This is a genomic window from Priestia endophytica DSM 13796 (genome assembly GCF_900115845.1).
GTDB lineage: Bacteria > Bacillota > Bacilli > Bacillales > Bacillaceae_H > Bacillus_I > Bacillus_I endophytica.
Genome location: NZ_FOXX01000001.1, coordinates 717715 through 738808, shown reverse-complemented (window position 1 = coordinate 738808; position 21094 = coordinate 717715). Strand labels below are relative to the sequence as shown.

Annotated in this window: 21 protein-coding genes and 1 other annotated feature; all 21 genes read left to right on the top strand. The window is 36.9% G+C overall.

The genetic code is table 11. From position 1 onward, the window contains the following. The first annotated feature begins 7 nt into the window (after nucleotides 1-7). The 21 genes from icd to BM012_RS03685 all read left to right on the top strand — a co-directional run bounded on the left by icd (nucleotide 8) and on the right by BM012_RS03685 (nucleotide 21080). Nucleotides 8-1300: an NADP-dependent isocitrate dehydrogenase gene (gene icd, locus BM012_RS03785; protein ID WP_260393222.1), complete on the top strand. Its 1293-nt coding sequence runs from the start codon at nucleotides 8-10 to the stop codon at nucleotides 1298-1300. A 34-nt stretch (nucleotides 1301-1334) separates the two neighbouring features. Next, nucleotides 1335-2273 carry a malate dehydrogenase gene (gene mdh, locus BM012_RS03780; protein WP_061802196.1) on the top strand — a complete coding sequence of 313 codons (939 nt, stop codon included), beginning with the start codon at nucleotides 1335-1337 and terminating at the stop codon, nucleotides 2271-2273. Nucleotides 2274-2358: 85 nt separating this feature from the next. Further along, nucleotides 2359-2829, top strand: a complete 471-nt coding sequence (locus BM012_RS03775) for a MaoC/PaaZ C-terminal domain-containing protein (RefSeq protein WP_061802195.1) — start codon at nucleotides 2359-2361, stop codon at nucleotides 2827-2829. 145 nt (nucleotides 2830-2974) lie between these two features. Continuing rightward, nucleotides 2975-3694 carry a response regulator transcription factor gene (locus BM012_RS03770; RefSeq protein ID WP_019391221.1) on the top strand — a complete coding sequence of 240 codons (720 nt, stop codon included), beginning with the start codon at nucleotides 2975-2977 and terminating at the stop codon, nucleotides 3692-3694. After that, complete coding sequence (gene pnpS / locus BM012_RS03765; RefSeq protein WP_061802194.1) at nucleotides 3687-5447, top strand: two-component system histidine kinase PnpS; 1761 nt, start codon at nucleotides 3687-3689, stop codon at nucleotides 5445-5447. Before BM012_RS03770 ends, pnpS begins: the two co-directional genes overlap by 8 nt. Nucleotides 5448-5693: 246 nt before the next feature. Continuing rightward, a complete protein-coding gene (gene polA, locus BM012_RS03760) occupies nucleotides 5694-8324 on the top strand; it encodes a DNA polymerase I (protein WP_061802193.1) in 2631 nt (876 codons plus the stop codon). A gap of 77 nt (nucleotides 8325-8401) precedes the next feature. Continuing rightward, complete coding sequence (mutM, locus tag BM012_RS03755; protein ID WP_061802192.1) at nucleotides 8402-9238, top strand: DNA-formamidopyrimidine glycosylase; 837 nt, start codon at nucleotides 8402-8404, stop codon at nucleotides 9236-9238. Nucleotides 9239-9324: 86 nt separating this feature from the next. Next, entirely contained in the window at nucleotides 9325-9960 is a 636-nt protein-coding gene (gene ytaF / locus BM012_RS03750; protein ID WP_061802191.1) for a sporulation membrane protein YtaF, read from the top strand. A gap of 21 nt (nucleotides 9961-9981) precedes the next feature. Further along, nucleotides 9982-10578, top strand: coding sequence for a dephospho-CoA kinase (coaE, locus tag BM012_RS03745; RefSeq protein ID WP_061802190.1), 597 nt, complete (start codon nucleotides 9982-9984; stop codon nucleotides 10576-10578). Between the two features lie 133 nt (nucleotides 10579-10711). After that, a complete protein-coding gene (locus BM012_RS03740) occupies nucleotides 10712-11743 on the top strand; it encodes a glyceraldehyde-3-phosphate dehydrogenase (RefSeq protein ID WP_061802189.1) in 1032 nt (343 codons plus the stop codon). Between the two features lie 343 nt (nucleotides 11744-12086). After that, on the top strand, nucleotides 12087-12467 hold the full coding sequence (gene speD / locus BM012_RS03735; protein ID WP_019391228.1) for an adenosylmethionine decarboxylase: 381 nt from the start codon (nucleotides 12087-12089) through the stop codon (nucleotides 12465-12467). A gap of 167 nt (nucleotides 12468-12634) precedes the next feature. After that, the gene (gene nrdR, locus BM012_RS03730) at nucleotides 12635-13099 is read left to right on the top strand and encodes a transcriptional regulator NrdR (protein WP_019391229.1); all 465 of its coding nucleotides are present in this window, start codon (nucleotides 12635-12637) and stop codon (nucleotides 13097-13099) included. A 24-nt stretch (nucleotides 13100-13123) separates the two neighbouring features. Then, entirely contained in the window at nucleotides 13124-14536 is a 1413-nt protein-coding gene (locus tag BM012_RS03725; protein WP_061802188.1) for a replication initiation and membrane attachment family protein, read from the top strand. A gap of 64 nt (nucleotides 14537-14600) precedes the next feature. Then, entirely contained in the window at nucleotides 14601-15536 is a 936-nt protein-coding gene (gene dnaI / locus BM012_RS03720) for a primosomal protein DnaI (protein WP_061802187.1), read from the top strand. A 94-nt stretch (nucleotides 15537-15630) separates the two neighbouring features. Continuing rightward, nucleotides 15631-16479, top strand: coding sequence for a sporulation protein YtxC (gene ytxC / locus BM012_RS03715; RefSeq protein WP_061802186.1), 849 nt, complete (start codon nucleotides 15631-15633; stop codon nucleotides 16477-16479). 343 nt (nucleotides 16480-16822) lie between these two features. Then, nucleotides 16823-18766 carry a threonine--tRNA ligase gene (gene thrS / locus BM012_RS03710; protein WP_061802185.1) on the top strand — a complete coding sequence of 648 codons (1944 nt, stop codon included), beginning with the start codon at nucleotides 16823-16825 and terminating at the stop codon, nucleotides 18764-18766. Between the two features lie 129 nt (nucleotides 18767-18895). Further along, nucleotides 18896-19025 (top strand) — a sequence feature (ribosomal protein L20 leader region). Nucleotides 19026-19065: 40 nt separating this feature from the next. After that, on the top strand, nucleotides 19066-19608 hold the full coding sequence (infC, locus tag BM012_RS03705; protein WP_139210299.1) for a translation initiation factor IF-3: 543 nt from the start codon (nucleotides 19066-19068) through the stop codon (nucleotides 19606-19608). A gap of 30 nt (nucleotides 19609-19638) precedes the next feature. Continuing rightward, nucleotides 19639-19839 carry a 50S ribosomal protein L35 gene (gene rpmI, locus BM012_RS03700; protein ID WP_019391236.1) on the top strand — a complete coding sequence of 67 codons (201 nt, stop codon included), beginning with the start codon at nucleotides 19639-19641 and terminating at the stop codon, nucleotides 19837-19839. Between the two features lie 31 nt (nucleotides 19840-19870). Then, nucleotides 19871-20230 (top strand): 50S ribosomal protein L20, encoded by a 360-nt coding sequence (rplT, locus tag BM012_RS03695; protein WP_019391237.1) that lies wholly within the window; start codon nucleotides 19871-19873, stop codon nucleotides 20228-20230. 94 nt (nucleotides 20231-20324) lie between these two features. Then, nucleotides 20325-20576: a DUF1294 domain-containing protein gene (locus tag BM012_RS03690; RefSeq protein ID WP_082802470.1), complete on the top strand. Its 252-nt coding sequence runs from the start codon at nucleotides 20325-20327 to the stop codon at nucleotides 20574-20576. Between the two features lie 15 nt (nucleotides 20577-20591). Continuing rightward, the gene (locus BM012_RS03685) at nucleotides 20592-21080 is read left to right on the top strand and encodes a dUTP diphosphatase (protein ID WP_061802184.1); all 489 of its coding nucleotides are present in this window, start codon (nucleotides 20592-20594) and stop codon (nucleotides 21078-21080) included. The last annotated feature ends 14 nt before the right edge of the window (nucleotides 21081-21094 follow it).

Genomic DNA, 21094 nt, shown 5'->3' with positions numbered 1-21094 from the left:
GGAGGTTATTTTCATGACACAAGGAGAAAAAATTCAAGTTAACAACGGAGTATTACAAGTACCTAATAAACCAATCATTCCATATATCGAAGGAGACGGAATTGGTCCTGATATTTGGGCGGCAGCATCAAAAGTACTAGAAGCAGCTGTTCAAAAAGCGTATAATGGAGAGCGTAGCATCGTGTGGAAGGAAGTTTTAGCTGGAGAAAAAGCTTACAATGCAACAGGCGAATGGCTTCCTGCTGAAACATTAGATGCTGTACGTGAATATATGATTGCAATTAAAGGGCCTTTAACAACTCCTGTTGGCGGAGGAATTCGTTCTTTAAACGTTGCTCTTCGTCAAGAGTTAGACTTATTTGTTTGCTTACGTCCTGTTCGCTACTTCACAGGTGTTCCATCTCCTGTTAAACGTCCTGAAGACACAGACATGGTTATCTTCCGTGAAAATACAGAAGATATTTATGCTGGTATTGAATATGAAAAAGGTTCAGAAGAAGTGAAAAAGCTTATTAACTTCCTTCAAAATGAAATGGGAGTAAATAAAATTCGCTTCCCAGAAACATCTGGTATTGGAATTAAGCCTGTATCAGAAGAGGGAACAAAACGTCTTGTACGTGGTGCAATCAACTACGCAATTAGTGAAGGACGTAAATCTGTAACCCTTGTACATAAAGGGAACATTATGAAATATACAGAAGGCGCATTTAAAAACTGGGGCTATGAGTTAGCTGAACAAGAATTCGGTGATAAAGTATTCACATGGGCTCAGTATGATCGTCTTGTTGAAACAGAAGGTAAAGAAGCAGCAAATAAAGCACAGGATGAGGCTGTTGAAGCTGGGAAAATCATCGTGAAAGATTCTATTGCTGATATCTTCTTACAACAAATTCTAACTCGTCCAAGTGAGTTCGATGTTGTTGCAACAATGAACTTAAATGGTGACTATATTTCAGATGCTCTTGCAGCACAAGTTGGTGGAATTGGAATTGCTCCAGGAGCAAACATCAACTATGAAACTGGACATGCTATTTTTGAAGCAACACACGGTACAGCTCCGAAATATGCTGGTCTTGATAAAGTAAATCCATCTTCTGTTATTCTTTCAGGTGTATTAATGCTTGAGCATTTAGGATGGAAAGAAGCAGCAGATCTTGTAATGGGCGCAATGGATAAAACAATTGCTTCTAAAGTCGTAACATATGACTTTGCTCGTTTAATGGACGGAGCAACAGAAGTGAAATGCTCTGAATTTGGCGATAAGCTAATTCAAAATATGGAAGAAGAAGTAACAGTATAACGTTAGAAAGCAAGAAAAAAGAGGAGGAATTGTGATGACAATGAGACGTAAGAAAATCTCCGTTATTGGTGCAGGCTTTACTGGAGCAACAACAGCATTTCTTTTAGGACAAAAAGAGCTTGGTGATGTTGTTCTTGTCGATATTCCAAATGCAGAGGGACCAACAAAAGGAAAAGCATTGGACATGCTTGAGGCTAGTCCAATTGAAGGGTTTGACTCAAACATTGTTGGCACGTCTAACTACGAAGATACGGCAAATTCTGATGTTGTCATCATTACAGCAGGTATCGCTCGTAAGCCAGGAATGAGCCGCGATGATCTTGTTACAACAAACCAAAAAGTAATGAAAAGTGTAACACAAGAAATTGTAAAGTATTCGCCAGATTGTCATATCATTGTATTAACAAATCCTGTTGATGCGATGACATACACAGTGTATAAGGAATCTGGTTTCCCGAAAAACCGTGTTATTGGTCAATCAGGGGTGCTTGACACTGGACGTTTCCGTACGTTTGTTGCGCAAGAGTTAAACGTATCTGTTAAAGATGTAACAGGTTTCGTTCTTGGTGGACATGGAGACGATATGGTACCGCTTGTGCGCTACTCTTACGCAGGCGGAATTCCACTTGAAACACTTATTCCGAAAGATCGCCTAGACGCTATTGTAGAGCGTACAAGAAAAGGCGGCGGTGAAATTGTTGGTTTGTTAGGAAACGGAAGTGCTTATTACGCACCAGCAGCTTCATTAGTAGAAATGACGGAAGCAATTGTGAAAGATCAGCGCCGTATCTTACCTTCCATTGCATACCTTGAAGGTGAATATGGATACCAAGGAATTTACCTTGGCGTTCCTACAGTTCTAGGTGGAAATGGAATTGAACAAGTTATTGAGTTAGAGTTAACAGATACTGAACGTGCTCAACTTGATCAATCTGCAGAATCTGTTAAAAAAGTAATGAGCGTACTTGTATAATAAAAAAGAAAGGTTCGGAGGCATATCTCCGAGCCTTTCTTTTTAAATATTAATGTAAGCGATTTCATTTCAAGGAGGCGTTTATATGTTTGGGAAAAAAGTAAAACTTGGCAGGTTTATAGAAGAGCTTTCTGTTGGTGAAACATTTTTAAAAGAGGAAAAGATGGAGGATAGAGAGCTACTTTTATATTTAGGATTAACAGACGATGCTAACCCGTTATATATTCAACATGATTATACAGCGCAAACTCCTGTAAAAAAACCAATCGTTCCCTCTATTATGCTCTCAGGCATGATTACTTCTACAATATCCAAACACTTTCCAGGACCAGGGAGTCAAATTTTAAGTCAATCTCTTCAATTTATACATCCTGTTTACCATTATGAAACAATCAAAATTTCGCTTAAAATCCTAGAATTAAACCAAGATTCTGAAACCATTAAAATAGAAGTAGTAGCAAATAAAGATAGTCGCAGTGTTATAAAAGGAGAAATCCTAGTACGTGCTCCATATCGGCCAAAAGAGTTAGGCGAATACGTATTTCAGAACTTCTAAAAGCAATCCCTTAGACCATTTCCAATAGTAGCTATAAATAAATTGGAAAATGGTCTTTTTCCCTTTGAGAAGTTTAAAAATTCATTGTATGATTATAATGAATGGAAAAAAACTTGTTAAAAGTTTAACGTGAGCGGAGGCGCATATGGGTAAAAAGCTATTAGTAGTGGATGATGAACAATCTATCGTAACGTTATTACAGTATAACTTACAGCAAGCAGGCTTTGAAGTTTTAACAGCTATGGATGGGGAAGAAGGGCTAGAGTTAGCAAACAGCCAGGAGCTTGATTTAATTGTACTAGATTTAATGCTTCCAAAGATGGATGGGATTGAAGTGTGTAAAAAGCTTCGTCAACAAAAAGTGATGGTTCCCATCTTAATGCTAACAGCTAAAGATGATGAATTTGATAAAGTACTAGGTCTTGAACTTGGCGCAGACGACTATATGACAAAACCGTTTAGCCCACGAGAAGTTGTAGCTCGTGTGAAAGCCATATTAAGAAGAACACAGTTTGCCCCACAGCAAAGTGAGGAAACATCTGGACTTGGTGATGAAGTTTTTATTGGATCACTTCGAATTTTACCAGAGCACTATGAGGCTTATTTTGAAGGAAACCGAATTGAACTTACTCCAAAAGAATTTGAACTTCTATTATATTTAGCGAAACATAAAGGACGAGTATTAACTCGTGATCAGTTATTAAGCGCTGTATGGAATTACGATTTTGCGGGAGATACAAGAATTGTAGATGTTCATATTAGTCATCTGCGAGAAAAAATTGAGCGTAACTCAAGAAAACCTGTTTATATTAAAACAATTCGAGGATTAGGATACAAGCTAGAGGAGCCTAAATCGGATGAATAGATTTCGCTCTCGTCTCCTATTTGCTTTGCTTACTCTAATTATTATCGTGCTGATTGGACTAGGTCTTTTGCTTGGTCAGCTTTTCAAAAGTTTTTATGTCCAAAACTTCCACGATCGATTAGAAAAAGAAGTAAGCCTTGTTGAAATTATCGTCTCTGAAAAAGGACTGGGTTCAAAAGAGCTTCATGATGAACTTGATTCAATAAGCAAAATTTTAAGAGCGAGAGCTACCGTTTTCTCTGATAAGGGGAAGATTTTATTAGATTCAAATGGAGCAAATCTTCCTGTAACAGATAAAGATTTACAGGACTTTGTGAAAAAACGTATTAACGAGCAAGATGGAGTTGTACGTGAAGGTGGTAACTCTGAAGTTTATTATTACGGTGCACCAATCGTTCAAAATGATCAAAAGGTAGGCAGTGTTGTATTAAGCGCTTCTATAGATTCATTAGACGAAATTAATAAACAAATTTGGGGAGTTTTGATTGGTAGTTTAGGAATGGCCCTCATTGTTATTTTACTTTTAGGGGTCAAAATTATGAATCAATATACAAAGCCAATTGAATCTGCAACAAAAGTTGCGATGGAGCTTGCACGCGGGAACTATAAAGCTCGTACATATGAAGACTATGTTGATGAAACAGGAATGCTAAGTCAAGCGATTAACATTTTAGCACGGAATTTACAGGAGCTTATTGCTTCACAAGAAGTGCAGCAAGACAGATTAAGGACGCTTATTGAAAATATGGATAGTGGTCTTATTTTGATTGATGAAAAAGGCTATATTAATCTTATTAATCGCTCATATAAAGACACATTTAAGATTAATCCAACAGATTATCTTTATCAGCTGTATTACGAAGCTTTTTCACACCGTGAAATTGCAGCGATTGTCGAAGAGATTTTTATGACAGAGCTTCGAGTCCGAAAAAGTATTGTGATTCCGATCAATATTGAACGTCGTCATTTTGAAGTATATGGATCACCTATTATCGGGCTGAATGATGAATGGAAAGGTATCATCCTTGTTTTTCATGATGTTACAGAGTTGAAGAAACTAGAGCAAATGAGGAAAGACTTTGTAGCGAATGTATCGCATGAGCTAAAAACACCAATTACGTCTATTACAGGGTTTAGTGAGACCCTACTCGAAGGTGCAGGGAATGATGAGGAGATTAGAAATCAATTTCTAAAAATCATTCACAAAGAAGGTCAGCGGATGCAAAGCCTTATTCAAGACTTGCTTGATTTATCTAAAATTGAGCAGCAAGGTTATAAACTTACGATTGCAGAAGTTAATTTAGTAGAAGTGATTGAAGAAATTATCATGATTTTAAAAGAAAAAGCAAAATCAAAAGGGATTGAGCTTGCTTTTTATCATGAAAAAGAGGAAATGTTTATTGAAGCAGATAGTGAACGTTTAAAGCAAATCTTTATTAACCTTATTAATAATGCAATTACGTATACGCCAAGTGGGGGAAGAGTCACGTTAAAGATGAGGGATGGTCGCCAGGATGTTGAAGTATTAGTGAAAGATACTGGAATTGGCGTATCAGAAGAAGAAATCCCACGTATTTTTGAACGATTTTACCGGGTAGACAGAGCAAGAAGTCGAAATTCAGGCGGAACAGGCCTTGGACTTGCTATTGTAAAACACTTGATTGAAGCACATCATGGACAAATTGATGTGGAAAGTGCTGTTGGAGAAGGCACAACTTTTAAAGTGAACCTTAAAAAGAAACAAGGGAAATAACCGCCTTGTTTGGATATGGGATGAAAGTTTACATCAATTTTACAAACGATTTAACTAGGGTTAACATTCTATTGGTAAAGTAATAAGTGGAAACCCCTTCATCCAAGGAGCCAATGTTGATAGGTGAAAACAGACTAATCTGTTTTCACCTCTTTTTTTTTATGTTTATAAAAAGGACTGAATTTTTCTTTCTATGAGAGATTTTGATACAATACTAATAAGTGAAAGAAAGATGGAGGACGAAAAATGACCAAAAAGCTTGTCTTAGTTGATGGAAATAGCATTGCTTATCGCGCATTTTTTGCATTGCCGCTTTTAAGCAATGATAAAGGTATTCATACAAATGCAATTTACGGCTTTACTACGATATTGACTCGTATTTTAGAAGAAGAAAAACCAACCCATATGCTTGTTGCATTTGATGCTGGAAAAACAACATTTCGACATAAAACATTTACAGAATATAAAGGTGGACGTCAAAAGACACCGCCAGAGCTCTCTGAACAATTTTCATTTATTAGAGAGCTGCTTGATGTATACGGTATTTCTCGCTATGAATTAACAAATTATGAAGCTGATGATATTATTGGCACGCTTTCTTTAATAGCAGAGAAAGAAGATTTCGAAGTGAAAGTAATTACAGGAGACAAAGATTTACTTCAGCTTGTCTCTCCTAAAACAACAGTAGCAATTACCAAAAAAGGAATTACAGAAGTAGATGCATTTACTCCTGAAAAAATGGATGAAACATACGGTATTTCTTCAAATCAAATTATTGATATGAAGGGATTAATGGGAGATAAATCAGATAACATTCCAGGAGTAGAGGGGATTGGAGAAAAAACGGCCCTCAAACTTCTAAAAGAGTTCGGATCAGTTGAAGAAGTGCTAAACTCCATCGATCAGATTAGCGGAAAGAAAATGAAAGAGCGTCTTGAAGAAAATAAAGAAACAGCTTTAATGAGCAAAGAGCTTGCCACAATTATGCGTGATTCACCAATTGAAATTTCTTTAGCTGAAACAGAATATAAAGGCTATGATAAAGAAAAGCTTGTTGCTCTTTATAAGGAACTAGGATTTAAATCCATGCTCGAGAAGCTTGATGTAGAGGTGACAGAAAGCGCAGAGCTTCAAGAAATTCACCCAACTGTTTTAAAAGAGGTAAAAGAAGAGCATCTTGAAGAAAATGTAGCATTAACAGTTGAGCTTTTTGATGAAAATTATCATCACGGAGATATCCTAGGTTTTGGCCTAGTAGGTGAGAAAGAAAGCTATTATATTGACCGTGATACAGCTCTACAATCAGAAGTTTTTGTGAAATGGTTAGAAGACGAAAGTAAGAAAAAAGCTGTTTTTGATATAAAAAGGGCAGCTGTAGCGCTGAAGTGGAATCATGTAGAGCTTCGTGGAGTAGATTTCGACTTGCTTATTGCTGCTTACTTAATAGATCCTGCACAGTCTCATGAGGATGTAGCAGCAGTTGCCAAACTAAAAGGTTATGGGGGACAAGTTCAAGGAGATGAAGAAGTATACGGGAAAGGTGCCAAGCGAGCAGTTCCAAACGAAGAGTCTCTTGCCGAGCATGCCGTTCGTAAAGCTTTTATGATTAAAACATTAAAGGAACCGTTTTTAAAAGATCTAGAAGAGAATAACCAGCTGTCTCTTTTCAAGGATCTTGAAATGCCCCTTGCCCTTGTATTAGGAGAAATGGAAGTACAAGGAGTTCATATGGATATGAACCGTCTTGAAGAAATGGGGAAAGAAATCGGAGAGCGTCTGAGTGAATATGAAAAAAACATTTATGCATTAGCAGGAGAAGAATTTAACATTAATTCACCAAAACAGCTTGGAGTTATCCTTTTTGAAAACTTAGGTCTTCCACCAATTAAAAAAACAAAAACAGGATATTCTACGTCAGCAGATGTGCTAGAAAAGTTGGCAAGTAAGCATGAAATTGTGTCTGAAATTCTTCAATATCGCCAGCTAGGAAAACTTCAGTCCACATATATTGAAGGATTGAAGAAAGTGGTGTATAAAGAAACCAATAAAGTGCATACACGTTTCAATCAGACGCTAACTCAAACAGGTCGGTTAAGTTCTACAGATCCTAACTTGCAGAATATCCCTATTCGCCTTGAGGAAGGGAAGAAGATTCGCCAAGCTTTCGTACCTTCACATGAAGGGTGGATGATTTTCGCTGCCGACTATTCACAAATTGAACTGCGCGTTCTTGCTCATATTGCACAGGATGAAAAGCTTATTAACGCATTTAAACACGACCTTGATATTCATACCCAAACCGCTATGGATGTTTTCAAAGTTGAGCGTAACGAGGTAACAGACAATATGCGTCGCCAAGCAAAAGCAGTCAATTTCGGTATTGTATATGGAATTAGTGATTACGGCCTGTCACAAAGCTTGAATATCTCAAGAAAAGAAGCCCAGGAATTCATTGACCGTTATCTAGAAAGTTTCCCAGGCGTCCAAGCTTATATGGACAATATTATCCAAGATGCTAAGGAAGCAGGATATGTCACAACACTTCTTCATCGTCGTCGCTACCTTCCAGAGCTGACAAGTCGTAATTTTAACTTGAGAAGCTTTGCAGAACGCACGGCTATGAATACACCAATTCAAGGAAGTGCAGCAGATATTATTAAAAAAGCTATGCTTGAAGTGCAAAAGCGTCTTAAAGAGGAAGAGTTAGAAGCAAAACTTCTTCTTCAAGTCCATGATGAACTAATTTTTGAAGCTCCAACAAGTGAGATTGAGAAACTTCAAAAACTTGTACCAGAAGTGATGGAACATGCTATTGAATTAAGCGTACCGTTGAAAGTTGATCATGCGTACGGAGAAACGTGGTTTGACGCTAAATAGTAAAAATACAATTAGTGAAGGGAAACTTTTCCCTTCACTAATTATGTTTAACAACATATAAGAAAGAAGGGACATCAATGCCAGAACTACCAGAAGTCGAAACCGTTCGTAAGACACTTGTAAATCTTGTGAGTGGAAAAACAATTACAAGAGTGAACGTTCTTTGGCCAAATATTATTAAGCGTCCTGTTGAAGTTGCCCAATTTACAGATGCTTTAATAAAACAAAAGATTCATGACGTTGGACGAAGAGGGAAATTTCTTCTTTTTTATCTCGATGATTATACACTTGTATCTCATTTGAGAATGGAAGGGAAATATCGTCTTGTCGAGCAAGGAGAAGATCTTAACAAACATGATCACGTTATGATGCTTTTCAGTGATGGAACAGAGCTTCGTTATAATGATGTTCGCAAGTTTGGAACACTTCACCTTTTCAAAAAAGGAACAGAGTTTGATTCAGGTCCGCTTGTTGGATTGGGGCCAGAGCCTTTTGCAGAAGAGTTTACAACTGCATCTCTACAAGCAGGATTAGCGAAAACGAATCGGAAGGTAAAAGTAGCCTTACTGGATCAGAAAATCGTTGTAGGGCTTGGGAATATCTATGTAGATGAAGCACTGTTTAGAGCAGGAATTCACCCTGAACGTGTTTCTCACACACTTGGTGAAGACGAGATTGTTCGTCTTCACCAAGAAATTGTCGCAACGCTCGCTGAGGCAGTAGAAAAGGGTGGAAGTACAATTCGTTCTTATGTGAATACACAAGGAGAAATTGGCACATTCCAACATCAACATTTTGTATATGGGAAAAAAGGCGAGCCTTGCCAAAATTGTGGAACAGAAATTGAGAAATTTACTGTAGGCGGACGCGGGACACATATTTGTCCATCATGCCAACCTTTTCCTAGAATATAATAAGTATATAAACTTCAGCAGCTTTTAATAACAATGGATGGGCTTCTTCCATATAGTAATCGTAAAGAACTGGAAGGAGCCTAGTAATGACAGCACAACTTTCTTTATTTTTATTAGCATTTGCTGTAAGTCTTGATAGCTTCAGCGTTGGCGTAACATATGGATTGCGCCGCATGGGGCTGCCTTTTAAATCCATCATTATTATTGCTTGTTTCTCTATGTTTTCTCTTGTTTTTTCAATGTTTGTTGGAAAAGGCCTTTCTACTGTCTTTTCACCAGACGTGATGGAGAAAGTAGGCGGTGGGATTTTAATATTTCTTGGTGGATGGGTATTATTTCAATTTTTTCAGCAGTCAGATGAGCCACACAATAGAGTAGGCCCAAAAGTGCTCCTTGATTGGGAAATTAAATCATTAGGAGTAGTTGTCCATATTTTAAGAAAACCAACTTCAGCGGATTTTGATCGTTCAGGATCTATTACAGGGATAGAGGCTGTTATGCTTGGTTTAGCCCTCTCGCTTGATGCTTTTGGGGCAGGAGTAGGAGCTTCCCTTTTAGGATATTCAACTATCTATCTTGCTATAGTTGTTGGGATTATGAGTGCGCTCCTTTTGTATGCTGGTTTGAAATGTGGAAATGCTTTTTCAAAACTTAGTTGGATGAAGTTTTTTTCATTTTTACCAGGTGTGCTACTTATTGTACTTGGAATATGGAAAATGTAAAAAGTGAAAGGAAGAAGAAACATGGCCATTACAGTTGGATTAACAGGAGGAATTGCAAGCGGGAAAAGTACCGTTTCCGCTATATTGAGAGAGCATAATATTCCTGTTATTGATGCAGATATTATTGCACGTGAAGTTGTAGAACCAGGAAAAGAAGCTTATAACCAAATTGTTAAACGTTTTGGTCGTGATATTCTTGAAGAAGACGGGACACTTAATCGTAGTGCTCTCGGAGAGATTGTGTTTAATGATGAGCAAAAAAGACAGCAATTAAACGCTATTGTTCATCCAGCAGTGAGAAAAGAAATGCTTTCCAAAAGAGATTATTATTTGCAGAATGAAAGAAACGTTATATTAGATATACCGCTTTTATTTGAAAGTAATCTAACCCATCTTGTTGATAAAGTACTGCTTGTATATGTTGATGAAGAGGTACAGCTTAAACGTCTAATAGAGAGAAATGGCTTTAGTGAACGGGAAGCACTAGCGCGTATAAAAGCGCAGGATCCTCTTAAGGATAAAGTTGCAAAATCGGATGAAATTATTAATAATAATGGCTCAAAAGAAGAAACAAGGAAGAAAGTTACACATATTATTGACAGTTGGAACTTAAAATAGTTAAAAGAGGTCATCTCTTTTAGCTATTTTTTTTTGAAATGTGTTTTTAACTATAGCGTTTTCTTTTTAATGTGTTATACTTAAGTAACAATAAAAGATAAAAAGTATAACATAATTTGAGAGGGGAATGGCTATGAAGGCAAAAGTAGCGATTAATGGATTCGGAAGAATTGGTAGAATGGTATTCAGAAGCCTAATAAAAGAAAGCAGTGTTGATGTTGTAGCAATTAATGCAAGTTATCCAGCTGAAACACTCGCACATCTTATAAAGTATGACACAATTCATGGTAAATTTGATGGTGAAGTCATTCCTTTAGAGAAAGCGCTTCTGGTAGACGGAAAGAAAGTGCTACTTTTGAACTCAAGAGATCCTCTTTTGCTGCCATGGGGAGATTTAGGAGTAGATATTGTTATTGAAGCAACTGGAAAGTTCAATTCACGAGATAAAGCACAGCTTCATATTGATGCAGGGGCGAAAAAAGTAGTGTTAACAGCTCCAGGAAAACAAGAAGATATAACAGTTGTAATGGGTGTGAACGAGGAAAAATTAGATTTGGAGAAACATCATATTATTTCAAATGCTTCATGTACAACAAACTGTTTGGCACCTGTCGTAAAAGTTCTAGATGAAAATTTTGGAATTGAAAACGGCTTGATGACAACTGTTCATGCTTATACAAATGATCAAAAAAATATTGATAACCCACATAAAGATTTGCGACGTGCGCGTGCATGCGGCCAATCAATAATTCCAACATCAACTGGAGCAGCAAAAGCTCTTTCGCTTGTACTTCCTCATATGAAAGGTAAAATGCATGGAATGGCTCTTCGTGTGCCGACGCCAAATGTTTCACTTGTCGATCTTGTTGTAGATGTGCAAAAGAACGTAACGATTGAAGAAGTTAATAAAGCATTCCAGCAAGCTGCTGCAAAAAACTTACGAGGCATATTAGATTTTTCAGAAGAGCCGCTTGTTTCAATTGACTATAATACAAACCCGTTCTCAGCTATTGTTGATGGACTATCAACTCTTGTGATGGCTGATCGGAAAATTAAAGTATTAGCATGGTATGATAACGAGTGGGGATACTCCAAAAGAGTTGTCGACCTTGTTAAGTTAGTGGGAACAGAGCTTTTTCAACAAGCTGAACTTGGGATGAGTTAGAAAAAAGCCCACCTTAATGGTGGGCTTTTTTACATAATTTTAATTGGAAATAAAGTTCTATAGAAATATTTCTCATTTTAAAAATGAGATCATAAATAAATATAGCTTCACAAATCCTAACGAAGTGGCACTTCTCTTTTTTATTTAAAAAAGATGTGTTGCAAAATAATTATAAACAAAGTATACTATGTTTTGTGAAATTCTTATAAGCCTTTTGCAGGCTAGCTACTTAAAGGGTTAGGACCTCCTTGGACTAACTTTCCCCCGTGGTAGTTAACGTGCGCTATTGATCAGAGACTTATAAGGAATTTGTATTAAAAATGTTGAAGGGGGAAACATAAGTATGGAAACAATTGGTCGTCACGTAATCTCAGAGCTATGGGGATGCGATTTTAACAAGTTAAATGATATGGATTTTATTGAAAAAACGTTCGTTGATGCAGCACTAAAATCAGGTGCTGAAGTTCGAGAAGTAGCTTTTCATAAATTTGCTCCACAAGGTGTAAGTGGAGTTGTTATTATTTCGGAGTCTCATTTAACAATTCACAGTTTCCCGGAGCACGGCTATGCAAGCATTGATGTTTATACATGTGGAGAGATGGATCCTAACATTGCAGCAGATTACATTGCTGAAGAGCTAGGAGCAACAACTCGTGAAAATATTGAAGTTCCACGTGGAATGGGTCCTGTTCAAATTAAACAAAATCAAGCAAATGCGTTATAATAATACAGCTGTAAAAAGAGGTGTCTATGTACACCTCTTTTTTGTTATATCCTTTTATAAGTGGCAAACTAAGTAGTAGGAAGTAGAACTGTTTGTAATAAACCTTGTATTTATAAAAGAAGTTCTATAAGATAAAAATACAAAAGTGAGAAGTTGGAGCTGAGAATATGAAATGTCCTTCTTGCCATTCAAATAGCACAAGAGTCTTAGATTCACGACCAAGTGATGAAGGACGTGCTATTCGTAGGCGTCGTGAATGTGAATACTGTCATTATCGTTTCACAACATTTGAAAAAGTAGAAGAAATTCCGCTTATTATTGTTAAAAAAGATGGCGTGCGTGAAGAGTTTAGTCGAGAAAAAATCTTACGCGGTCTTATTAGGGCTTGTGAAAAAAGAGCAGTACCGTTAAAAAAACTTGAGGAAACAGTACGAGAAATTGAAACAGAGCTTCGCAATCAAGGAGGATCTGAAATTTCATCTGATTTTATTGGTGAAATGGTAATGGAACGTTTAGCAAAGATTGATGAAGTAGCTTATGTTCGTTTTGCTTCTGTTTACCGTCAATTTAAAGATATTAACGTATTTATTGATGAATTAAAAGAATTAATTAAAAAAGAACAGCAGAAATAACCGGAGAAGAAAGGTACGAATAATATGACTTCTCAACATTGGAAAGAATTGATTGCTATTGATCGTTATGTTGTTCATACAAATGATATTCTCCATGACTATGATCGTCAAATTATTACAAAACTTTATCAGCCTCTTATCGGTCCAATCGGCTACAGTTTGTATATGACATTATGGAGTCAGCTGAAAGAAAAAGAGCACTGGGGAAAAGAAGTCACCCATCATTATTTAATGGCTATGATGCAGTGTGGTCTTCCAGAAATCTATAGAGAGCGTCAAAAGTTAGAAGGAATTGGTCTATTAAAAACATTCGTGAAGGAGGAGCAAGAGCATAGGCTTTTTGTTTATGAATTAATACCACCGCTAACTCCTCACGAATTTTTTAATGATGGTGTTCTAAACATTTATTTATACAATCGACTCGGTAAAAATGTTTTTCAAAATGTGAAACAACATTTCTTGTACCCCCCTCTGCCAAAAGATCAGTTCAAGGACGTTACTCGTTCTTTCAATGACACATTCCAAACTCTACATATGAGCGAAATAAGCAGTGTGCAAAAAGAAGTAAAAAGCACACTAACGAATAAAGAAAACTTTAAATATGTAGGAGAAGCAAAAAGTAACGGTATATCACTTGATGATCACACGTTTGATTTTAAGCTTTTTCTAGCAGGTCTTAGTGATACAATGGTGCCTAAAAAAGCGTTAACAAGCGAAGTGAGAGAAGCTATTCAAAAAATCTCCTTCCTTTATGAAATAGATCCGATAGAAATGAAAAACGTTGTTATTGATGCAATTGATGAAAATGATGAAATCAACATTGAGAATCTTCGAAAGTCGGCACAAAACACGTATTTATTTAAATCAGGGGAAAGTTTGCCAACGCTTGTCGAAAAAACACAGCCTGATAAATTAAAAGAGAAAGAGAAAGAGCCAATAGGGCAAAATCCTGAAGATGAGCTCATTCCTCTTTTAAATAATATTTCGCCAAGAGAGCTTCTAGAAGGATGGTCACAAGGTGCTCAGGCTTCAAAAGCAGACCTGCAAATTATTGAAGATGTGATGTTTAAGCAAAAGCTAACACCTGGGGTTGTGAATGTTTTGATTTATTACGTGATGATTAAAACAGATATGAAGTTATCAAAGTCATACGTAGAAAAGATTGCAAGTCATTGGGCACGAAAAGGAATTAAAACAGTAAAAGAAGCAATGGATCTCGCTAAGAATGAACATAAAGAATATCAGCAGTGGGAAGAGACGAAAAAGCAGTCAACAAATAAGAAAACAAGAAAACCTATAAGAAAAGAAATGGTTCCTGATTGGTTGAAAGAAAAAGAAGAAAATTCTGTTGAAAAGCTGGATGATGAAGAGAAAATAAAAGAAGAAGAGCGTAAAATGGAAGAGATATTAAAGCACTATCGCGAGTCAGAAGAGTAGTCTTTTTGTCGAAAAAGCGATACGATAGCTAGTGTCTTGTAACTAGTGAAGGTAGGTGAGGAAAGTGCAGCCAATTGATCGTTCTTTAAAAAAAGTAATGCAAAAGCCAGATTTTAAAACACGGCTTTCCAAAATGCGCATGATGGTGACAAATCAAAAAGAAGTGCAGGAATTTTTGCAAGAACATCGAGCAGAAATTGACGATAAGATGATTGATCGTAGCTTAATGAAGATGTATGAGTATACAACTCAAAGTAAACAGTGCAAAAGCTGTCCATCATTAGATAAATGTATTAATTTAGTGAAAGGATATGAGCCAAAGCTTACTTTGCAAGGTAAAACAATTGATTTACAATATGATCGCTGTCCAAATAAAATTGCCCATGATCAAGAAAAAGAGTACAAAACCCTTATTAAAAGCCTTCATCTTCCTCGTGAAATTTTGGATGCTAAAATGGGTAATATTGACATGGGGCGAGGGCGAGCTAAAGCGCTAACGCTTGTTCATGAGTTTTTACAAAACTACGAAAACGGAAAGCCTGCTAAAGGTTTATATATATATGGGTCGTTTGGTGTTGGAAAAACGTATTTTTTAGGTGCCATCGCAAATGAGTTAGCAAAGCGAAACATTCAGTCTATTCTTGTTTATCTGCCTGAATTTCTACGCGAGCTTAAAAACTCTTTAAAGGATTCAAGCTTAGGAGAAAAAATTGAGCTTGTGAAAACAGCTCCTATACTTATGTTAGATGACATTGGGGCAGAGGCGATGAGCAGCTGGGTACGAGATGATATTATTGGAACAATTCTTCAGTACCGAATGCATCAAAGTTTACCGACATTCTTTACATCAAATTTAGGAATCAAAGAGCTTACGCATCATTTTACGTACTCACAACGTGGTGAAGAAGAGGCGCTGAAAGCAGCTCGAATTGTAGAGCGGGTTAAAGCCCTTGCAACTCCTGTGAATTTGGTTGGAGAAAACCGAAGAGAACAAAAATGAGCAAGTCTATTACGAAAAGTAATGGACTTGCTCATTTTTTTCGCTTTCCTTCCATATATATGTAAGGGACGATGTTAGGTAAGGGGGGAATTGTTTGATTAGTGTAACGTTCGAACGAGAAGATGAAGCAATTATAATGCATAACTTATTAAAGCATTTTCGAAGAAGAACGCGTGTAAACAGGCTTTGTACAATTAATCGAATTAATACCAAAATTTTTATTCATATAAATGAGCATAGAGAAACGACAATGAAAAATATTATTGTACCTGCTTTTACAACGTATGTTATTCGAGAGAAAGAAGAGAAGTTTGTTTCATATCTTTTAGAAGACCTCTCTTTATATAGTACATGGGAAGAGCAGCAGCGGCTTTTTGCAACAATCTATTCTGTTATAAAGTGTGATGAAAAAGAACGTTCTCTTTACAAAAATTCAAGGTGGCAACTTGTAAATGAAGCTGTTCAAGATTTCCTTCAAGAAGATTTAGCTTTCTCTTTTGATGCCTTTAGAACATTTCGGTTAAAAGAGTACTATCAACGAATTTATCACTATATTCAGCTTGGGGTTGAAGAGCACGAGAAAGAAGAAGACTATCAAGTTTTTATTCATGAATTGCGTGATATTATTCAAAAAAAGAAAACGTGGTTTCAGCATATTTCCATTGTGTATAATGGTGAATTTCGGTTTTATGAAGAGCCATTTTTGGAGATAACTAAAGAGAGCGTTGAAAAAGCAAGAAAAGAGTTTCTAACAGAATATCCATCTTTACGCGTGAATGAAAGAATTATTGCCCCACTTTTAAAATGGGCTCCGCGTAAAATTCACCTTTATACAGATAAATGGGATCATGTTTTAATTTCCACTATCCAGACAATTTTTGAAGAACGTGTTTGTCTTCTTCCACTTCAAAAATTTCCACCTCCTTCCCAAAGTAAAGGTTGATTTACGACAAGATTATTCTTATAATAGGAACGTACATTTTTTAAATAACAAAAGTAATGATGAGGACACGAACGTATGCAATACGGTTTGCAGAGAGGGGAGATAAAGCTGTGAGCTTCCTAACACGATTCATATGTTTACCACCTCTAAACTTCAGTAGTGAACGAGCATGTGCTTTATTAATTGCTGACGGGAGCCCCCGTTATCAACACTTGGAGCTGTTCTAGTGCGGTTATTTTGCATGAGCAGAAACAAGGGTGGAACCACGATGATTATATACATAACTCGTCCCTTTTTTTAGGGACGAGTTTTTTATTTTTTACATTTAAAAGGAGTGACCGAAATGGCGGAAGTAAGAAAGTTAACATTCCCAGATGGATCAGTAAAAGAATTCGAAGTGGGAACAACAACAGAGGATGTAGCTTTTTCAATTAGTCCTGGACTTCGCAAAAAAGCGATTGCAGGTAAAATAAATGGAAAAGAAATTGACTTAACAGCCCCAATTCAAGAAAATGGAAAAATTGAAATCTTAACACAAGGTTCAAAAGAAGCGCTTGAAATTCTTCGTCACAGTACAGCTCATTTAATGGCTCAAGCTATTAAACGCTTATATGGTAATGATGTTAAACTTGGCGTTGGTCCAGTTATTGAAAGTGGGTTCTACTACGATATCGATATGGAAGAATCTATTACACCTGAAGATTTACCTAAAATTGAAAAAGAGATGCAAAAAATTGTGGATGAAAACTTACAAATCGTTCGCGAAGAAGTATCTCGTGATGAAGCACACAAAATGTTTGCTGAGATTGGTGACAACTTAAAGCTTGAGCTTTTAGATGCTATTCCAGCGGATGAAACAGTGTCTATTTACCGTCAAGGCGAATTCTTTGATCTTTGTCGCGGTGTTCACGTACCTTCAACAAGCAAGATTAAAGTGTTCAAACTTCTAAGTTTAGCAGGAGCTTACTGGCGTGGAGATAGCAAAAATAAAATGCTTCAACGCATTTATGGAACAGCGTTCTTTACAAAAGATGAACTAAAAGAACATATGCGTCTTCTTGAAGAAGCAAAAGAACGTGATCATCGTAAAATTGGTAAAGAATTAAACCTATTTGCAAACGTTCAAAAAGTTGGACAAGGCCTACCGCTTTGGATGCCAAAAGGTGCAACAATTCGTCGTATTATTGAACGTTATATCGTAGATAAAGAAGAGCGTCTTGGCTATGACCATGTATACACTCCAGTTCTTGCAAGCAGTGAACTATATAAAACATCTGGTCACTGGGATCACTATCAAGACGATATGTTCCCTGTTATGGAAATGGACAACGAACAACTTGTTCTTCGTCCGATGAACTGCCCGCATCACATGATGATTTATAAACAGGATATCCATAGCTATCGCGAACTTCCAATTCGTATTGCGGAGCTTGGAACAATGCATAGATATGAAATGTCTGGAGCACTTTCAGGACTTCAACGCGTTCGAGGTATGACGCTTAATGATGCTCACGTTTTTGTTCGTCCGGATCAAATTAAAGATGAGTTCGTTCGTGTTGTTCGTCTAATTCAAGAAGTATATCAAGACTTTGGATTAAACGACTACTCATTCCGTCTTTCTTACCGTGATCCTGAAGATACAGAGAAGTATTATGATGATGATGAAATGTGGAACAAAGCTCAAACTCTTCTTAAAGAAGCGATGGACTATCTTGAGCTTGATTACTATGAAGCAGAAGGAGAAGCAGCTTTCTATGGCCCTAAGCTAGACGTTCAGGTCCGTACAGCTCTTGGCAAAGACGAAACACTTTCAACTGTTCAGCTTGACTTCTTACTTCCAGAGCGTTTTGATTTAACTTACATTGGGGAAGATGGCAAACAGCATCGTCCTGTCGTTATCCACCGTGGAGTTGTATCAACAATGGAACGCTTTGTTGCTTTCCTTATTGAAGAGTATAAAGGTGCATTTCCAACTTGGCTCGCTCCTATTCAAGCAAAAGTTATTCCTGTATCACCTGACGTGCATTTAGAGTATGCAAAACAAATTGAAGATGAGCTTCGTCAAGCAGGATTACGTGTTGAAATTGATGAGCGTGATGAAAAAATGGGATATAAGATTCGTGAAGCTCAAATGCAAAAAATTCCATACATGCTTGTTGTAGGAGACAAAGAACGTGATGAGAAAGCTGTAAACGTTCGAAAATACGGTGAGCAAAAGTCAGAGACTGTAAGTTTTGAATCCTTCCTTTCAGCTCTTAAAAACGAAGTTGAACAAAAAGGAAAGTAATTTATTGATAAAAATTGTTGCATATTTTTGAGTGCTCTGCTAAAATAGTTTTTGTTGCACTTTAAAGCAATTTGTTGACATGCTCAGTTGACATGTGATATGATTTCTAAGGTAAATTGAATACTTGTTTGTGGAAAGAAGAGGCACCCGCTTCTCACCTGATTGACGCAGCTCTTGCAGTTGATAGGTTTCAACACAACTTTTATGATAATATAAAAGCTGACGTGTGGGTGCTCTGTGCTCACACGTTTTTTATTGACTACTATCAACACAGTGCGTCTATCCCAAACGTATTCCCTATAAAACCTTGGAGGTGGCTACTTATTAGCAAAGATAACACTTTAATCAATGAGAGCATCCGCGCTCGTGAGGTACGCTTAATCGATCAAAACGGAGATCAAGCTGGAATTAAATCTAAGCAAGAAGCGCTTGAAATGGCAGGTCGTGTAAACTTAGATTTAGTACTAGTAGCGCCGAACGCAAAACCACCGGTATGCCGTATTATGGATTATGGTAAATACCGTTTCGAGCAACAAAAGAAAGAAAAAGAAGCGCGTAAAAATCAAAAAGTGATCAATATAAAAGAGGTTCGTTTGAGTCCTTCTATTGATGAACATGATTTCCATACAAAGCTTCGCAATGCACGCAAATTTTTATCAAAAGGTGATAAAGTAAAAGCGGCTATTCGTTTCAAAGGTCGCGCCATTACTCATAAAGAGATTGGACAGCGTGTACTTGACCGTTTTTCAGAAGAATGTGCAGATATTGCTGCTGTAGAGTCTGCTCCGAAAATGGACGGTCGTAGCATGTTTCTTGTGCTTACGCCTAAGACGGATAAATAATTTTTAAAATTAGATGAGGAGGAACATCTCATGCCAAAAATGAAAACACATCGTGGAGCTGCAAAACGTTTCAAGAAAACTGGATCTGGTAAACTTAAACGTTCTCACGGTTACACAAGTCACTTATTTGCAAACAAATCAACAAAACAAAAGCGTAAACTACGCAAAGGTGCTCTTGTAAGCTCTGGAGACTACAAACGCATCAACCAATTATTACACAACGTTAAGTAATTTATAGTTAGATACACAGGAGGGAATTATTATGCCACGCGTAAAAGGCGGAACAGTGACGCGTCGTCGTCGCAAAAGAGTACTTAAGTTAGCTAAAGGTTTTTTCGGTTCTAAACATCGTTTATATAAAGTAGCAAATCAACAAGTTATGAAATCTCTAATGTATGCATACCGTGACCGTCGTCAAAAGAAACGTGACTTCCGTAAACTATGGATCACACGTATCAATGCGGCTGCACGTACAAACGGTCTTTCTTACAGCCGTTTAATGCATGGTCTTAAACTAGCTGGTATCGAAGTTAACCGTAAAATGCTAGCAGACCTAGCTATCACTGATGAGAAATCATTTGCTGAATTAGCAAACGCTGCAAAAGCTCAACTAAACAAATAATATAAAGGTGTCCAAGTGGCACCTTTTTTATTTGGACGAAAAAAGCTCTGCTCTTTATAATGAAGAGGAGAGCTTTTCTATTAAGGAGTTATATATGGTAATTTATTATGTCATTGTAAATATAATTGGCTTACTCATAATGAGAGAAGATAAAAAAAGAGCAAAACAGCATGCTTGGCGAATTTCAGAAAAAACGCTTTTTCTAATTGCCCTGCTTGGAGGAGCACTTGGCGGCATCATTGGGATGTACACTTATCGTCACAAAACAAAACATCCAAGTTTTAAAATTGGCTTTCCGCTTTTTATGCTGCTTCACATTGCTTTTATCTACATAATATTGAAATAAAAAGGAGAATACTTTATGAATTTTACACAGTTATTTTCAATGCAACGAGAGCTTGATACACATATTGAACAAAAACATGGATTACAGGAAGAATCATTAATTCAACGTAAAACGCTAGCTCTTCTTGTGGAATTAGGAGAGCTTGCAAATGAAACGCGCTGCTTTAAATTTTGGAGTTTAAAGAAACCGGCAGAACGAGAAGTAATCTTAGAAGAGTATGTAGACGGAATCCATTTCATCCTTTCTCTAGGACTTGAAATAAATATTGACCGAGAAAAAGATTTTAAAAAAGAAGAAAATGACAATAATATAAATGAACAGTTTTTATACGCATATCAAACAATTTCTGCATTTCAAGTCAACCAAGAGGAACAGCACTATGAGGCAATGTTCTCAGCTTATTTACAGCTTGGCCATCTTCTAGGCTTTTCCGCTGAGGATATCAAACGTGCATATTTGGAGAAAAATGAAGAAAATTTCAAGCGTCAAGAGCAAGGATATTAGAATAAAAGGTTCTT

Excerpts from the sequence above, each read along its gene's own strand:
- BM012_RS03690 (WP_082802470.1), top strand. The coding sequence starts at position 20,325 with ATGGTAATTTATTATGTCATTGTAAATATAATTGGCTTACTCATAATG.
- BM012_RS03770 (WP_019391221.1), top strand. The coding sequence starts at position 2,975 with ATGGGTAAAAAGCTATTAGTAGTGGATGATGAACAATCTATCGTAACG.
- rplT (WP_019391237.1), top strand. The coding sequence starts at position 19,871 with ATGCCACGCGTAAAAGGCGGAACAGTGACGCGTCGTCGTCGCAAAAGA.
- mdh (WP_061802196.1), top strand. The coding sequence starts at position 1,335 with ATGACAATGAGACGTAAGAAAATCTCCGTTATTGGTGCAGGCTTTACT.
- BM012_RS03775 (WP_061802195.1), top strand. The coding sequence starts at position 2,359 with ATGTTTGGGAAAAAAGTAAAACTTGGCAGGTTTATAGAAGAGCTTTCT.
- speD (WP_019391228.1), top strand. The coding sequence starts at position 12,087 with ATGGAAACAATTGGTCGTCACGTAATCTCAGAGCTATGGGGATGCGAT.
- ytaF (WP_061802191.1), top strand. The coding sequence starts at position 9,325 with ATGACAGCACAACTTTCTTTATTTTTATTAGCATTTGCTGTAAGTCTT.
- mutM (WP_061802192.1), top strand. The coding sequence starts at position 8,402 with ATGCCAGAACTACCAGAAGTCGAAACCGTTCGTAAGACACTTGTAAAT.
- rpmI (WP_019391236.1), top strand. The coding sequence starts at position 19,639 with ATGCCAAAAATGAAAACACATCGTGGAGCTGCAAAACGTTTCAAGAAA.
- BM012_RS03740 (WP_061802189.1), top strand. The coding sequence starts at position 10,712 with ATGAAGGCAAAAGTAGCGATTAATGGATTCGGAAGAATTGGTAGAATG.
- nrdR (WP_019391229.1), top strand. The coding sequence starts at position 12,635 with ATGAAATGTCCTTCTTGCCATTCAAATAGCACAAGAGTCTTAGATTCA.
- polA (WP_061802193.1), top strand. The coding sequence starts at position 5,694 with ATGACCAAAAAGCTTGTCTTAGTTGATGGAAATAGCATTGCTTATCGC.
- pnpS (WP_061802194.1), top strand. The coding sequence starts at position 3,687 with ATGAATAGATTTCGCTCTCGTCTCCTATTTGCTTTGCTTACTCTAATT.
- coaE (WP_061802190.1), top strand. The coding sequence starts at position 9,982 with ATGGCCATTACAGTTGGATTAACAGGAGGAATTGCAAGCGGGAAAAGT.
- BM012_RS03725 (WP_061802188.1), top strand. The coding sequence starts at position 13,124 with ATGACTTCTCAACATTGGAAAGAATTGATTGCTATTGATCGTTATGTT.
- BM012_RS03685 (WP_061802184.1), top strand. The coding sequence starts at position 20,592 with ATGAATTTTACACAGTTATTTTCAATGCAACGAGAGCTTGATACACAT.
- thrS (WP_061802185.1), top strand. The coding sequence starts at position 16,823 with ATGGCGGAAGTAAGAAAGTTAACATTCCCAGATGGATCAGTAAAAGAA.